The organism is Rhizobium sp. 01T444, assembly GCF_056398305.1.
The window spans coordinates 98909-115180 of the sequence record NZ_JBFTPD010000021.1; the positions used below are offsets into that span (position 1 = coordinate 98909).

11 protein-coding genes are annotated in these 16272 nt (G+C 59.9%); 6 read left to right on the forward strand and 5 right to left on the reverse strand.

Features of this window, described 5'->3' with window-relative positions; all coding sequences use genetic code 11:
* Positions 1-74: 74 nt before the first annotated feature.
* Genes AC1DTN_RS25200 through AC1DTN_RS25215 form a run of 4 tightly spaced genes read right to left on the reverse strand, consistent with a single transcriptional unit; the run spans position 75 to position 5215 of the window.
* Positions 75-2126, reverse strand: a complete 2052-nt coding sequence (locus AC1DTN_RS25200) for an alpha-amylase family protein (protein WP_439018125.1) — start codon at positions 2124-2126, stop codon at positions 75-77.
* Between the two features lie 4 nt (positions 2127-2130).
* Positions 2131-2952 (reverse strand): carbohydrate ABC transporter permease, encoded by an 822-nt coding sequence (locus AC1DTN_RS25205; RefSeq protein ID WP_439018124.1) that lies wholly within the window; start codon positions 2950-2952, stop codon positions 2131-2133.
* A complete protein-coding gene (locus tag AC1DTN_RS25210) occupies positions 2949-3908 on the reverse strand; it encodes a carbohydrate ABC transporter permease (RefSeq protein WP_310382068.1) in 960 nt (319 codons plus the stop codon). The genes AC1DTN_RS25205 and AC1DTN_RS25210 overlap by 4 nt, the downstream gene beginning before the upstream one ends.
* Positions 3908-5215, reverse strand: coding sequence for an ABC transporter substrate-binding protein (locus tag AC1DTN_RS25215; protein WP_477923067.1), 1308 nt, complete (start codon positions 5213-5215; stop codon positions 3908-3910). Before AC1DTN_RS25215 ends, AC1DTN_RS25210 begins: the two co-directional genes overlap by 1 nt.
* 390 nt (positions 5216-5605) lie before the next feature.
* Between AC1DTN_RS25215 and AC1DTN_RS25220 the strand changes: the two genes are divergently transcribed.
* Positions 5606-6418, forward strand: a complete 813-nt coding sequence (locus AC1DTN_RS25220) for an IclR family transcriptional regulator (protein WP_442207370.1) — start codon at positions 5606-5608, stop codon at positions 6416-6418.
* A 60-nt stretch (positions 6419-6478) separates the two neighbouring features.
* On the opposite strand, the gene AC1DTN_RS25225 is transcribed toward AC1DTN_RS25220, so the two are convergent.
* A complete protein-coding gene (locus tag AC1DTN_RS25225) occupies positions 6479-8668 on the reverse strand; it encodes an alpha-amylase family protein (protein ID WP_442207371.1) in 2190 nt (729 codons plus the stop codon).
* Positions 8669-8978: 310 nt separating this feature from the next.
* Here AC1DTN_RS25225 and AC1DTN_RS25230 point away from each other — a divergent pair, with 310 nt between their 5' ends.
* From AC1DTN_RS25230 to AC1DTN_RS25250, 5 genes are all read left to right on the forward strand, one after another.
* Positions 8979-10073 (forward strand): LacI family DNA-binding transcriptional regulator, encoded by a 1095-nt coding sequence (locus AC1DTN_RS25230; protein WP_442207372.1) that lies wholly within the window; start codon positions 8979-8981, stop codon positions 10071-10073.
* Between the two features lie 222 nt (positions 10074-10295).
* Positions 10296-11915, forward strand: coding sequence for an ABC transporter substrate-binding protein (locus AC1DTN_RS25235; RefSeq protein WP_439018119.1), 1620 nt, complete (start codon positions 10296-10298; stop codon positions 11913-11915).
* 205 nt (positions 11916-12120) lie between these two features.
* On the forward strand, positions 12121-14682 hold the full coding sequence (locus tag AC1DTN_RS25240; RefSeq protein ID WP_442207373.1) for a hypothetical protein: 2562 nt from the start codon (positions 12121-12123) through the stop codon (positions 14680-14682).
* A gap of 93 nt (positions 14683-14775) precedes the next feature.
* Complete coding sequence (locus AC1DTN_RS25245) at positions 14776-15711, forward strand: ABC transporter permease (protein ID WP_113320409.1); 936 nt, start codon at positions 14776-14778, stop codon at positions 15709-15711.
* Positions 15711-16272 (forward strand): ABC transporter permease (locus AC1DTN_RS25250; RefSeq protein WP_477923071.1); only part of this gene is annotated, 562 nt, incomplete at its 3' end. The genes AC1DTN_RS25245 and AC1DTN_RS25250, both read left to right, overlap by 1 nt.

The following is a 16272-nucleotide window of genomic DNA, read 5'->3' on the forward strand; positions in this document are numbered from 1 at the left end:
CCCAGCGCCCCGCCGCCCACCAGTATTGCGAGCGGCAAGAGCAAAGTCCGACGGTTCCCTTACCTCAACCTGCATCAGGCGCCTTCGAATACTACTGCGCTGTGGATGTGCAGGCGTGGCACGGTGATGTTGATGGCGCCGTCGTCGCCGGCATTCCACGCGAGATCCTCGCCGGTCATCGCATCGAAGACGCGTTTCGGTTTTGCCGGCAGACGCACTGTGGCATTGACAGGGCCGATCGCCGGAATGTCCTCGATCATTTCCATCACACGCGTCGAGCCGTCATCGCCGCGCACGTCCTTGCCGCGGATCTGCGGCGGACCGTAGAGGAGATGCAGGATATGGCGATCGTGCTCGATCTGACGCGTCAAAGTCGCCCGCCCGGAGGAGGGCAGGTCGGTGACCATCGCCGGATTGGGAACGAGCCGGTCGATAAGGCCGCGAACGACATATTTGTAGAGCGGCTGACCCATCGCCCGGTAGAGCCGGAAGATCGGGTAGGCTATATAGGCCGCCCCCTTATGCTCGGTCACGGCAGCGCCGACCATCTCGGCATTTGTGTCATCGGGCGCATGTTGGTGCGAGCAGAAATGTTTGTACGAGCGATTGAAGTAAGATGGGAAAATACCTGCCAGGACAGTCGCACCGGCTGAGCGGACGGTTTCAGCCTCATCGTAGAAAACGAAAGCCGTTTCCGGCATGGAGGCGTCAAGGTCCTTGCCGGCCCTTACATAGCTCGGCTTGAAAGCGACGGGTGCTACACCTCTTTCAATGCCGAAGTCGATCGCGAATTTACCGCTCTCATCGAGCCCCGAATGCCAGGAAGCGATGATTTTGCCACCGCCGGCCAAATAGGATTTCAGACGTGCGGCGAGTGGCGCATCGACGGGGATCTCGTCCGGCAGGATCAGCAGGCGGTATTGTTCGAAGCGGCCGGATATATCGAGGACATCGAAGGGGCGTTTCAGCTCCTGCAGCACCTGGGCCGCACCATCATCGCTTGGATGGTTGCGTGCCCCCTTGGGGTTCATATGTTCGGCCGAGAGGATGGCGATCTCGGAGATCTGCTTTGCGCCTTCCAGGAAGGGTTCGAGCTTCTCGACGCGATGATAGGCCGGTGCGATCGACGCATAAGTGTCGGGGTTGATAGCTCCGTTCGGATGAAGCTGGTCGCCGACCAGGCATTTGGAGCCGAGCGCGATCATCTGGGCGCATTCATATTCCAGTGCGTCCGGATGTTTGAAGCCGCCAAATTCGCCCCAGGATGTGTGGAACTTGCCGGTATGGGCGAGAAAGTCCATGCCGAGTGTGGCGGCATAACGTGCGCTCGACGGGAAGTGGTCATAGCCCCAGCCACCAGTCGGCAGGCTTTCGAGCTCGAGATGCGAATAGGTCGAAAAGCGTTCTGGCCCCTGCTTATGGATATGGCCGCAATTGTAGAAAACGCGCAGGCCCGGAAACTCTGCGAACAATGCCTCGCTGGTCTCGCGACGGAACTGCTCGTTGACCGCCTCGTCATTCTTCAGGCGGTCGGCCGGATCTTCCGGGTCAAGGCCCTCGCATTGCATGCGCTCGATACAATCAGGGCAGACGCAATCAGGTGTCAGGATGATATCGAAGAAAAGCCCCTGTGTCGGATAGTTCTGGGCGACTTCGCGCGCCTGTTCGAGGATGTAGTGCCGCAGGCCCGCATGATTGAGGCAGAGCGTGTGCCAGGCCGGGCTCAGTTGCTTGCCGGCGGAAGGGTCTGCCGGCCGGTCGTGATGATAGCGGTTCGAGGCGCTCATGGCCCGCCATTCGGGATGTTCGCGCGCCGTCAGCTCGTCCCACTGCACGGAAATATAGATCGGGCTTTCGATATCGGCGGCAGACAGCGCCTTCACCATATCGCCGAGCAGATCCGGGCGGGCAAGCTGCGGATGCGGCTTGCCGACCTTGGTAGGGTAATAGGACCAGCCATGATGGCACTTGGCGAAGATGGTGATGGAATCGACATGTGCTGCCTTCAGCGTCGAGACGAAGGCATCCGGATCGAAATCGGCGCCGATGCCGGGAATATGTTCCGACGTATGGAAATCGAGATGGATCTGGCGGTAGCGCAGCGGCTTGTTCGTAGTTTTGGGCATGGTTCTATTCCTTTGCGCCGGTGCGTGTCTGCGATCCGGCGGCGAACTGACGTTGGAAAATGAGGAAGACGAGCAGGGGAACGAGGGTGGTGATGATGGCCGCCACCGATCTCAGGTCCCAGTTGATCTCGTAGCTGCCGGAAATGCGGGCAAGCAGCACGGGAAGGGGCACATCGCTGCGCAGGAAGAGCATGGGCAGCAGCAGGGCGTTCCATGTCCAGAGGAACTGCAGGATGCCGACGGCGAAGATCGGCGAAAGGCTATTCGGCAACACCACATGGCGGAAGGTCGCCAGCGGCCCGCAACCGTCGATCTTGGCGGCCTCCACCAGCTCACGCGGGAAATCCTCGAAGAAGTTTTTGACGAGGAAGATCGACCAAGCGAAGGATAACCCGACATAGGGGATAAGCACCGACAGCATGTTGTCGATCAGCCCCATATCGCGCCAAAGCGTGAAGAGCGGAATGATGACGACCTGCTGCGGCAGCACGAATGCATTGATGATGACGATCAGCAGCACCCGGCGGAATGGGAATGTCAGGAAGTGGAAGGCATAGGCTGCAGCCGGTGTCAGCAGCATGGTGAGCGCCGTCGCGATGCCGGCCGTCTTCATCGTCACCCACATGGAGTCTGCGAGCGGATATTTGTCCCAGACGCGGCGCCAGGCATCGAGCGTGAGATCGAAATGATCGAAGCGCCACCAACCCAGCGAGACACCCTCGGGCGGGCGGAAAGAGGTGACGACAATGCCCATGATCGGGATCACCCAGATGAAGGCGACGATTCCGACGACGACGATAATCCAGCGAGGAGCCTTGCCGATCATTTCGCACCTGCCGTTCGCTGGATGATGGCCGGGATGGAAATGATAAGGACCGCCAGCAGCAGGATGACGGTCGCGGCCGCCCCATAGCCCAGTTTGAACTGGGTCATGGATTCCCGGTACATGAAGTAGCCGACGGTTTCCGTCGAGCGCACGGGGCCGCCGCCGGTCAGGATATAGATGATGTCGAAGGCGCGTAGTGCCGTGAGCAGGTTGATGAAGACGGCGACGCGCACGCCCGGCATCGACAGCGGCATCATGATATGCCGCATGGTCGAGACCGGCTTGGCGCCATCCATATAGGCGGCTTCGAGCACAGATTTCGGGATCGCCTGGATGGCCGCAAAGATCAGCATGAGGGGCAGGCCGACGCCGCTCCAGGAGGCCGCGATGATCAGCGCCCAGAGGGCCGTGTTGGCATCCCCCAACCAGGCATGCGCAAAGCCCGGAAAGCCCAGGAGTTGGATCAGCGAATTGAGCAGGCCGCCGGCATCCGCCCTGTAAATGCCGATCCACATATAGCCGGAAACCGCTTCCGAAATGCCGAAGGCCGCGAAGATCATCACGCGGAAGGGCAGGGTTTGCTGCGGCGCAAAAGCGCACAGCATTGCCAGAATCCAGCCGATCGCCACTGAGATGACAGTCGTTCCGATGGTGAAGATCAAGGTCGTCAGCAGCGTGTTGCGAAATGCCGCGTCGGCAAACAGCCGCGCGTAGTTTCCGAAGCCGATGAAAACAGGCTTTCTCAGCCCCTGGATATCCCAGAAGCTCAGCCGGATCGTCTCCACCAGCGGGTAGATCACGGCAATCGCGAACAACACGAGAACCGGCGCAATCAGGATCAGTGCGGCGGGCGTGTCCCTGAGCAGACGCCGACGGCTTTTAATGCCAGCCGCCAGCGGAGAACCCTGCATCACGCCCGCCGCTTCCCGCACCGGGGAAGCGGAGGTGCTAGCCATCAGTAGGAACCCTGGGCCTTGGTTTCGATAGCCGCAAGAACCGTGTCGATATTGGCGCCCGACGGATCCTGCAGGAATTTCTGCAGCTGCACGCGATACTCGTCGACGAGATCGCCGGGCAGCAGGTCACCGAGCACGAATTGCAGCTTCGAACTCGCAACGGCCTGCGTCGCCACTTTCTGTACTTCGCCATAGAGCGAAGTATCGACGTTGCTGCTTGGCGAAGCATAACCGGCCTTGGCGAGAATGTTGGCGGCCTCGGCACTCGTCCAGAAATCGAGGAAGGCGTCTGCAGCCTTCGGATTGGGGCCATTCGTCGTCACCAGCAGTTCCTTGGCGTCGACGCTCGATGTATCGTCATGGCCCATGCCGAGAGACGGGAACTGGAAGAGACCGTAATCCTTGCCTTCGACCAGCTTGTAGTCGTTCTTGGCACGATTGTTCATCCACATGCCGATCAGCWGATAATTCTTGGCGTTGGCCTGGAAGACTTGGTCGGCCTCACCGTCCCAGTCATTGGCAAGCATGATGTTCGCCGCGCCGCAGCAGCCGGCAGTCAGCATCTCGGCGTATTTTGTCAGCGCCGTCTTCACAGCGGGATCGGTCCAAGGAATTTCATGAGCGCCAAGCTTCGTCGCCGTCTCGACGCCTGCGGTTCTGAGCAACAGAGTTTCGAACCATTCGGCGTGTGCCCAGTATTTGCCGGGGATCGCGACCGGGGCCGCGTAGCCGGCCTTGGTGAGCTTTGCGAAGGAGGCGACAAACTCGTCCCAGGTCTTCGGCGGTTCGGCAATACCGGCCTTGGCGAGATGCTCCTTCTTGTACCAGATGCCGGAGCGATCACCGAAGGTGTAAGTCAGACCGTAGGTCTTGTCGCCGATAGATCCGAGATCCTTCCACGACTGGCTGATGAGCTTGTCCCAACCGAAGGATTTCCACGGGTCGTCAATCGGCCGGAGCATGCCGGCATCGGCGAGTTCTTTGCGGAAGGCCGGCCATGTGTTGAAGAGCACGTCGACGACCTCGCCGCCCATCAACGCGGTGCGGATGCCGCCACGCATGTCACCTTGGCCGGTGATGGCGACTTCGCGGATCGTGACATTTGGATATTTCGCCAGAAAGGCCTTCTGGATCGAATGCATCATGTCGAGTTCGGAGCCGCCGAGCCAGTTCAGAACGACGAGTTCGCCGCTGACTGGATCCTGAGCCCGTGCTGCACCTGATATGGCCAGCAAGGCGGTGCTGCCTGCTCCTGCGAGCAGCGTGCGGCGGCGGATTTCAGGCATAAATTTACTGCTGTTGGTCACGTCAAGTCCTCCCAAACGTTGACTGCTGCCATCCGGCATTCAATTTAGTTGAAACGTTATCATCTATTTTGCCTCGAACAAGTGTTTTTATCGATAAATAAACGACATGCGCTTAAGCCATTATAGCATAAGCATAAATTCAGGCATGTATGATGATTTAAACATGGCTTTCTCAAGCGAGGTGTTCGCAAAAGGGGCTAGGAATCCGGGTCGTCTCCGCAGGATTGCGGTGGCGTTGCCCGACCTGGCCTGGCGTGGCGCACGATCTCGTGAACAATCATTTTTCGGTCGATGCATTCATCTTTCCAGTGTTGACGCTTACATATGGTAGCGTTACCATAAGCGTCGACGGCGCCGGGAGATGCTGAATAATTGCAATGGAGGAGACGCATGGGAGAGCGTGTGGAGGAGAAAAGTCTTCACGGGAGCGTTCAATCGATCGACCGCGCCATGATGCTGCTCGAAGCGATGGGAATGGACGAGGACGGCAACCGTCTGGTCGATCTCGCCACCCGTACGGGTCTGGCGCCATCGACGGTCCATCGCATTCTGACGACGCTGGAGCAGTGGCAATTCATCCAGTACAATCCGAATGATCGCATGTGGCATATCGGCCGGCAGGCCTTTGCCATCGGTTCCGTGTTCACCCGTCAGAGCAACCTTGTTGCGACCGCGCTCCCCTATCTCAGGCGCTTGCGCGACCAGACGCGCGAAACTGCTAATCTCGGCTTCGTTCAGGACGGCGAGGTGGTCTGCGTCGATCGAGTTGAGAGCCGCGATATCACCCGCAGCGTCACCCGGGTCGGCAGCAGGGTGCCAATGACGGCCTCAGCCATGGGCAAGGCGATCCTGGCAACCTATTCGCAGGAAGATCTGGAGACGATCCTGTTGCGCGAGGGAAGCCGGCGCTTTACGGCCAATACGCTCACCAGACAATCGGCGCTTCGCGCCGATCTCGAAAAAATCCGGACAGACGGTTATGCTATCGATGATGAGGAGCTGGTTTCCGGCCTGCGTTGCGTGGCCTCTGCTGTCTATGACCATCACGGCGAGGCGATCTGCGCCATATCACTGTCGAGCATCGCATCGCGGATAACGCCGCAGCGGATTCCGGTGCTCGGGCGCCTGCTCGCTGAGACTTCTGCGCAGTTGACGGCGGCTCTCAGCGGGGAGATGCCGCCTGTCAACGCCATTGCGAGCTGACGCGAAACACCCTGCTCGAATGGACCGCCGGCTCTTTCGAACCGGCGGTTTTTTATCCGATCAGGACCAGTCGACGATGATCACCTCGTGGTCGAGGATTGCGCCGACATCGATGGCGATTTCGCTGCCCTCGTCGATGATCTTCACTGTCTTTCCCGCAACTCTGAGGCTCGCGTCGGAAGCAGTCTTGCCGGCCGGCTTGCGCAGACGCAACGTCACCGGACCGATCGGTAGGAGTTCGTTCTGGCGGCCCGGCACGCGGGAGATCAGAACGCGGTTGTTGAGGTGAACAATCTGCCGTTTATCCTGCTGATAGAGCGCAGCGGTGATGAGGCCATGCGTGCCTTCCAGCCTGAGCAGCGAGTGATCGCCAAGCATCCAGCGCGCGGCATTGGTAATCAGGCGTGCGTGCTCGAACTGGTCGTCACGGGCATAACAACGGTCGAGATCGGCGACGAACCAGACGAATTTGCCCTTGCCGTTCTCGCGGACAGTGATGGCGGGCACATCCGAATAGGGTTGCCGCATCCAGGAGGTTTCCGGCGGATAAATCGGAAAATCCGGAATGAAGGTCGCCAGCACCTTGACGTCATCATCGACGCTAACGACCGGCAGGTAGCCGCCGAAGGGTAGGGTGTCGGTCCCCTCCAGACCGGCCAGCACCGGATGGCGGCTTCCGTCAGCTTTCGGTGCCGTCTTGTCGGAGGGGCCGTGCACACCGGCGCGCAGCTCCGGCAAGAGGCGCAAATAGGTGTGGCGCGCGCTGGTTTCGATGTCGGGATTAACGGCCTCGAAGTCGCCATGCGTTCCGTTCCTGCGATGGACACCGAAGAGCTTGCCAAGAGCGAAGTCCGTCCGGCGGTCGCCATGCTGGCTGTAGAGGCTCGCTTCTGACGAAGCGATCACCGAACCGCCGTGGGCCGCGAAGGCCTCGATAGCGGCTACCTGCTCGTCCGACATGGCGGCGAGGTTCGGAAGGATGAGCACGCTGAAGCGTCCCGCCGCCTTCTCGATATCGTCGGCATTGACGGGCAGATAGGTGATGCCGGCGCGGTCGAGCGCCCGCACTGTGCCCCGATAGGGGTTCATCGTGCGGTCGTTTGCCTTGTCGCGGCCGTGATAGTCGTGGTTGTTCTGCGACCAGACGACGCCGACATCGGCCTGCGGCTGCCGGTTGATCAGAATATCCTGGTTCGCCTCATGCCATTTGAAGATCGGCTCAGCCGTCTTGTACTGACGGCGGTCCTCATGCAGTGAGCCGATATGGTGCCACCAGGGCTGGATGCCGCCGGCAAAGCCGGAGGAGGACCAGAGACGCACTTCGGCGGGCGGCATGCTGGCGAGGCGGAAAGCCGGCGAGCCAAGCTGGTATTGCGGCGTGCTCTCAGGAATGAGCTTGTCCCAGCCCCCCACCTCATGCAGCCGTTTGCCGGTTTCGGTATTGTCTTCGAAACCGTCGATCAGGTTGCGGCGCTGGTGGTCGAGCATGACGATCGGGCTGCGGGCAAGGATTTCCTTGAGATCGATGAAGCGGTTGCCGTTGTTCAGGATGTCGCCGCTGATCATGCCCATCCAGCAGCAGTCCTTGCCGCCGACCTCAGTCGTGACCTTGTTGTTGAATTCCCAGAGATCGGTGCGGCGTTTATAGTTCCACTGGATCCAGCGGCGATAGTTCTCGTCGGCCCAGTCATGGCGGCGGGGCAGGTCTACGCCCGACCATGCGAAGAACTGCTCGGTGCAGTGCCGGCAATAGCAGATGTTCTTGCGCGGGATGCCGGCCCAGCTGTTGTCGGCAAAACCGTCTGGCATAGTACGCTCGATGATCTCGCGCATGATGTCAGGCAGATATTCGCCGTAATAGGGCGAGTTGATGCAGGTCACATATTTGTCCGCCTGCCGGTAGGGTTTGCCGTCGATATCGAGGCAGATCCAGTCCGGATGAGCGCGGTAGAAATCCTCTGCGACACGGTTTGAATCCATGCGCGCGATGACCTTCAATCCTTCTTCGCGCGCAGCCCTGACGATCTCGCCATAGAGGTCGCGGTCGCCGAGGGTTGCCGCCTTGTGATGCAGCGGGAACTTCGTCGGATAGTAGCTGACGATCCCGCCGGCATTGATGATGACGCCTTGGACACGGGTCCTACGCCAGTGCTCCCGCCACCACGTGTCGTCGTAACGCACCGGGTCGATCTCGACCAGATTGGTCTGTCCCCATCGCAACGCTGTGCGGTACCAAGGCTCCGATCCCATGACAATTTCCACCCTCGTTCAGTTGGTTTGCATCGCCAAACTAAATGAAAGCGTCGCCTAGTCGCCGACTTTTCCCGGAAATTCCACGATGTGGAAAACTCCGGCAAAGTGTGCGATGGCCGCTGCGGAAGATGTTCGGTTGTATTATCGTGGCTATGCCGCTCAAACGTCGCCACAATGCGCTGAGCTATTACGCCCGCGTTGACTCCGATCTTGCTTTTTGGAATTGAAATATTCGTTTTGCGTAATGCCTGAGAAACCTTCCAAGGGAGGGCAGCGCTGTTCCGAAATGCCGCGAGGGGAGAAAAGATTGCGAAGCCGACGGACCGATGGTCGTCCCACGATTGCCGATGTTGCGCGTCTCGCCGGGGTCGGGGCGATTACGGTGTCGCGGGCGCTGCGTGATCCGAGCCAGGTTTCCGCCACCCTGCGCGCGAATATCGACAAGGCGGTGAGGGAACTGAACTACGTTCCCAATCTCAGCGCCCGGGCACTCGCCTCCGTCAGGGCCGATGTCATCGGTGTCCTCGTTCCTTCGCTGACCCAGAATATTTTCTCCGACGTTCTGCGCGGCGTCTATGACGGTGTCGAAGGCACCGAGCTGCAGATCCAGATGGGCAATACCCGCTACCAGCCGGAAGAGGAGGAGCGACTGATCGCACAGATGCTGCGCCAGAAGCCGGCGGGCATGATCGTCTCTGGTACGGAACAGAGCGATCGCGCGCGCGAAATGCTGGAAGATGCTCGTTGCCCAGTCATCCAGATCATGGACCTGACGGACAAACCGATCGATACGATCATCGGCTTTTCGCATTATGAGGCCGGCCGGGCGATAACCCGTCACCTGATCGAGGCCGGCTACCGGCATATCGGTTTTCTGAGCGGCTGGCTGAATGGCCGTTCCTTCGGCCGTTATTCCGGTCTGAAGGACACGCTGACGGAAGCCGGCATCTATAATCCGAGCTATATTTCGCCGATCGACAGGAGCGACAATATTCCCGAAGGTGTGGGCTGGGAAACGCCGCGCTTTGCAACGCCCTCGACGGGCCGCAAGCTGATGGCCGATCTTCTGGACGCCAATCCGGATATGGACGCTGTCTTCTGTAACAATGACGTCATGGCGCTTGGTGCGCTGTTCGAATGCATGGAGCGCGGCATCCGCGTGCCCGAGGATTTCGGCATCGCCGGCTTCAACGATTTCGACATTATGGAAGCGGCCTATCCTTCGATCACCAGTGTGCGCAGCCCCCGCTGGGAATCCGGTTACAATGCCGTTATGGCGCTCCGTCGCCGCTTGAGCGGAGACGACAGCGGAGACCGGATTGTCGACTTGGGCTTCAAAATCAAGAAACGTGTCAGCACCGACCGCAGCGGGGAACTGCGGCGCCGGCTGGCGGGCGACTGACGCCAAGACCGCCGATCTTTCGCTTGCGGCATATGTCGCAATTTGAATAAGAGCTTTTCCAAAACGCCCATAAATCCGCCGTCGAACAAACTTGACGCCTGTATCTGGTAGCGCTACCGTCCCCTTTGCGTTGCTCGTCGACCCAGAAGACGCTTCATAACAAAAACACCGGGAATTAAGCGTCAACCGGGATGCAGCGCCTCGATAAGGGAGGATCTGAGCATGGCGATTACTCGACGTAAATTCATGGAAAATTCTGCGGCTGCCGTTGTCGGCGCCGGTATTGTGGCAAGCTTCGGGCCGGCCGCGTTTGCGCAAGCCACCGATACATTGAAAATTGCTTTTGCTGCCCGCGGCCTCAGGACCATCGACCCTGCGAAGTCGATCCAGGGTGTCGACAATTGGGCGATTATCCACGTCTATGACAAGCTCGTCGACCTGCCGCTCTGGAAGTTCCCGGCAACGATAGACGAGCTCGTACCGCGCCTTGCAACGAGCTGGAGCTCGACGCCGGATTCGAAGTCCTGGACGCTGAAGCTCCGTCAGGGTGTCAAGTTCCACAAGGGCTATGGCGAGATGACGTCCGCGGACGTCAAGTTCACCTTCGACCGCATTCGCGATGCCGTCCGCGTCGGTGGCGTGCGTCCGAAATTCACCAATATCAGCGAGGTCGTGGCCGACGATCCCTACACGGTCACCTTCAAGCTGGCGCAGCCGGATCCGCTCTTCCTGCTCGGCGTTCTCAGCGACTACGACGCCTCCGTCATGAGCAAGAAGGCAGTCGAGGAGAAGGGCGAGGAGCCGATCGGCCGCGATCCGATCGGAACCGGCCCCTATGTGCTGGAAACTGTCTATCCGGATCCGTCGCAGGGCGTCATGCTGGTTGCCAATACAGAACACTGGGACGTCCAGCCGGCGACACCCAAGCTGCAATGCCTCTATATCGCCGATACGACGGCGCGTACGCTGGCGCTGCTGTCAGGCGACGTGCATCTGATTGAGGGCGTTCGTGCCCCCGGCTGGGCGGCTTCCATGTCGCAACGCGATCCGAACCTGATCTTCGACGTCGTCAGCCCCGGCAGCTTCTTCACCATGCAGGTCAACGTGACGAAGAAGCCGTTCGACGATGTGCGTGTGCGTCAGGCGCTCTTCTATGCGATCGACCGCGACGAGATCACCACAGCGATCGCGCCGATCAGCAAACGCACTTACGGGCTCAATCCACCCTCCTATCCCGGTGGCTTCACGGCGGAAAACATCCCGGCCGATGTTGCCTACAAGTATGATCCTGAAAAAGCCAAGTCGCTGCTTGCCGAAGCCGGGTTCCCTGATGGCTTCAGCTTCAAGAACGATACGTCGCAGCGCGAGGATTTTTCGGCCATCATGCTGATGATCCAGGCGCAGCTGCGCAAGGTTGGCATCAATATGGACCTGAACATCAAGGATCATACAGCCTTCCATGCCGACCAGAACATTGGCACCAACACGCTGTCGCAGCAGTCGTCTGCGCTGCCGCCGGTGCCGACGCAGGTGATCGTCACCTATCTGTCGAAGGGCGCTGAAGTTCGCTCGGATGGCAATGGCGGGGCGAATATGAGCCATTATGGCGCTGCCGTTCCAGGCATCGACGACCTCCTGGGCAAGGCGCTTGCCGAGCCGGATCTCAACAAGCGCTTGGAGATCGTCAAGGAAATCGAGATCAAGGCCCTCAAGGATGCGGTCATTCTGCCCGTTTCCAACAACGGTTTCATGATCGTCCGTTCTGAAAAGGTCGATCTCGGCTACGATGTGGTTTCCGGCTATGTGAATTGGCCGCTGACCAAGGCCAAGATCAAGGCCTAACTTCCTTAGAACGGCGGACAAAAACCGAATCGCGTCCGCCGCTCCAGGTCTTTGTTAAAGCATCGGATTGTTCGAAAACCGCTTCATATTTTCGGTCCGATGCTCCAGTCGCGAACACGTTCCGACATCATGATCGTTCCCAGCGTTGAGCGGAGAGCGTTGCGCCCTGCGCGCTGATATTGGTCTTATTCCTGCGAGGTCAGACATGGCGCAAGCCGACACCGTATCCTTCAGCCTGCCATCCACACCGCTTTCGGGCAGTGTCGCATGGGCTATCGACGAATTGCGCAGCCGCCTGAAGCGGCGGGGTGCGAAGTCCTCCGATAAGGCGTCGGGGCAGGGTATCTCGATCGTGGTGGCCGAGGTTGGATCGCCACAGGCGCCGGCGGCGATGGCGCGGAGCGAGGAGGCGTTTGCTCTCATCCGCGACGGCAACACGATTACCGTGTGGGCGCATGACGAAAGGGGTATGGTCTATGCTTTGACCGAGCTCGCCGATCGCGTGCGCTATAGCGATGGCGAAGATCTGTTTGCAGGCAAGTTTCCTCTTGCCGAAAAACCGTCAGCTCGCATCCGCAGCATGGCGCGGCTTTTCTGCAGCGAGGAAGAAGACAAGGTCTGGTTCCACGACAAGCAGCAATGGCGCGATTATCTGACCATGCTGGCATCGAACCGGTTCAACCGTTTCGCCCTGACGCTTGGCATGGGCTACAACTATCCCTACCACAATCCGTGGATCACCGACGTCTATTTCTATTTCTCTTATCCGTTCCTGCTGAAGCTGCCAGGTTATGACGTCGAAGTGACCGAGCTCTCCGACGAGGAGCGCGAAACCAATCTGGACATGCTGAAATTCATTGGTCGTGAGGCCGCCAAGCGCGGGCTGGAATTCCAGCTGGCGCTCTGGACGCAGCGCTACGATTTCGACGACGTGCCACGTGCCAACTACACGATCACGGGTGTCACTGATGATAATCTCGCACCTTACTGTCGCGATGCGATCACCGAATTGCTGCGGCAAGTCCCCGAGATAACCGGCCTGACATTCCGCGTCCATGTCGAGGGCGGCATTGCGGAAGGCGAGTACGGGTTCTGGAAAGAGGCTTTCGCGGGTGTTGCTGCCGCCGGCCGTCCTGTCGAGATCGACATGCATGGCAAGGGTCTCGATCACACCATGTTGCAGATCGCCCGCGAGTCCGGCATGCCCTTTGCCGCCTCGCCGAAATATCTCGCCGAACATATGGGGCCGCCCTATCACCAGTCCGCTATCCGCAACAAGGAGTACCCGCCAGAGGTGGCGCGCAGCGAGCGCGAGCAGCTCAGCGAAGGTTCCCGCAAGTTCTTGCGCTACAGCTACGGTGACCTCCTGACCAAGGACAAGGACTACAAGGTCATCTACCGCATCTGGGCGGGGACGCAGCGGGTGCTGCTCTGGGGCGATCCGGAATTTGCCGCCGGTTATGGCCGCAGCTCCATGTTTGCCGGCTCCGACGGCGTTGAATGGTGCGAGCCGCAGAGCTTCAAGGGCCGTATGGGTACCGGCATTCCCGGTGGTCGCTTCAACTACCAGAAGCACGGCCTGCCGACGCGCTACGACTGGCAGAAATATGAGTATCAATACCGCGTCTGGGGGCGACTGCTCTTTTATCCGGAAGCACCGCGCGAAAGCTGGATGCGCTATCTCGAACATGAATGCGGCGATGCCGCCGCCGACTGCGAGAAGGGGCTCTCCTGGGCAAGCCGCGTGCTGCCCCTGATCACCCTGGCACACGGCCCTTCAGCGTCCAACAATCACTACTGGCCGGAAGTCTACACCAACCTTGCACTCGTCGAAGGCTCAGGCCGTCGCGCCTATGGCTTCGACATGGAAGGGCCGGTCCGTTTCGGAAATGCACCAACCTTCGATTCATCGCTCTTTGCCAATGCGCGCGAATATGCCGAACTGCTTCTCGCCGGCAAGCCCTCGCATCGCTACACACCACTTGATGTGGCCGACTGGCTGGAGGAGATGGCGGAAGGCTGTGAGGCGGCTCTGACAAGGGCGAAGGCGACCGGAAGCTTCGGCTCCGCCGCCGTCCAGCGCATCATGATCGACATACAGATCTCGGCCGGCATTGCCCGCTTCTTCGCGGAGCGCTTCCGGGCTGCATGCTGGGCGGAGCTTTTCATCGCCACCAAGGTCACGACGCTGATCGAGCCCGTTATTGATCACGCGAAGCGCTCCGTCATGGCTTGGCAGGCGGCGGCCGATGTCTCCCGCGATATCTATCACGACGACTTGACCTACGGCCCGCAATCCTGGCTGCGCGGCTCGTGGCAATCGCGCCTGCCGGAGATGGCGGCCGAAGTTCTCGATCTGGAGTCGCTGCGCGGCGCCGGCAAGTTTGAATCGGTGCAGCCGGACGAGCAGATGCTTGCAGCCGTCAAGGCGCTCAAGGCCCGCCAGCCGGTGATCTCCAGCACTGCGGGTATCGCAGCACCTGCAACATTCAAAGCTGGCGAGGCGCTTACGGTGCATGTCGATGAGACGGTGGACGAGGAACCGGTGCTGCACTATCGTCATGTCAATCAGGCCGAGCGCTGGAATTCGGCGAAGATGACACGGAATGGCGATGGCTTCGCCGCGACCATTCCCGGCGACTACACCGACTCCAAGTTTCACCTGCAGTTTTTCGTCAGCTCGAGGAGGGGCGGGCGAAACGTGCTGTCACCAGGTCTTGAGGACAACCTGTCCAACGAGCCTTACTACACGGCGCTGCAGGACTGAACCGTGCATACCATCATGGGCGTCCGCCGACGGGAACGCCGGCCGCGCCGAAGGAGGAGACCGCTCTGGCGGTGACAGGGAGGAGACGGATCTGTGACCCGGTATCTCTTGCTCAGGTTGGCGGACGCTATTCCGACCATCCTGCTGGTTTTGACACTTGTCTTCATTGCCATGCGCATTCTGCCGGGCGATCCAGCAATTGCGGCGCTGGGCGACAATGCCACGGCCGAACAGCTCCAGCTCTTTCGCGAGCGGATGGGGCTGAACGCTCCTCTATGGCAGCAATATATCAACTTCGTCATCGGCACGCTCAGCCTTGATTTCGGCCGTTCCGCCATGACCGACCAGCCGGTCCTCGGACTGATCGTCTATAATCTTCCCTACACGATCGAGCTGACGATCGTTGCGATGATCATGGGCGTTGTCGTCGGTGTACCCTTTGGTGTCTGGGCAGCCACGCATCGCAACGGCCTGCCGGATTCGGCCATGCGCGGCTTTTCGCTGTTCGGCTATGCCATTCCCGATTTTTACCTCGGCGCGCTGCTGCTCATTACCTTCGCGCTCAATCTCGGCTGGTTCCCGATCAATGGTGGCGGCACCGGTTTCATTGACCGCATGCACCATGTCTTCCTACCCGCGCTTACATTGGCACTGGTCAAGGCGGCCTTCATCGGACGCCTCACCCGCACCTCGCTGCTGGAGGTGATGGGCCGCGATTATGTGCGCACCGCTCGCGCCAAGGGCGCGCGCGAAACGCGCGTCATTTATCGCCACGGGTTGCGCAATGCACTTCTGCCGCTGACGACCGGGCTCGGCCTCAGCATGCTGGCGACGCTGTCAGGTTCCGTGGCGATCGAACTCGTCTTCAACCGCCCCGGCATCGGCAAGCTGCTGATCAGCGCCATCTCCGAGCGTGACTATGGTGTCATTCAAGGGGGCGTCGTGGTCTTTGCGATGTTCGTGGTGCTGATCAATCTGGCGATGGATCTCGTCTACATCGTCGTCGATCCAAGAATCCGGGTGAAGTGATGGCCGCAACCGAACAGGCACCCCAGGTCATTGCTGACGATCACCGGCTGGCGGATGCGTTCCGCCACATCCTCTATGGGCGAATATCCACCAGTTTTGCGCTGCTGGTGGTCGCGGTCTTCATCTTCGTCGCCGCCTTTGCGCCATGGCTTGCACCCTATGATCCGCTCGCACAGAGCATTCTGACGATCAACCAGAACCCGTCAGCCGGCCATTGGCTCGGCACCGATCAGTTTGGCCGCGATGTGCTGTCGCGGATGATCTATGGCTCGCGCAACTCGCTGATTTTCGGCTTCATATCGCCGGTTCTGGCTGCGATTTTCGGCACCCTGCTCGGCGTCACCGCCGGCTATTTCGGCGGCATCACCGACCGCCTCATCTCGCGCGTCATCGACCTGTTGCTCGCCTTTCCGGAATTGTTGCTCGCAATCATCATCGCCGCCGTGCTCGGTGGCGGCTTCTGGAATATTATCGCCGTCATAACGGTCGCCTTCATCCCCGGCTTTGCCCGTGTGGCCCGCGCCTCGACGCTGGCGGTCAAGCAGGAGCCCTATGTTGAAG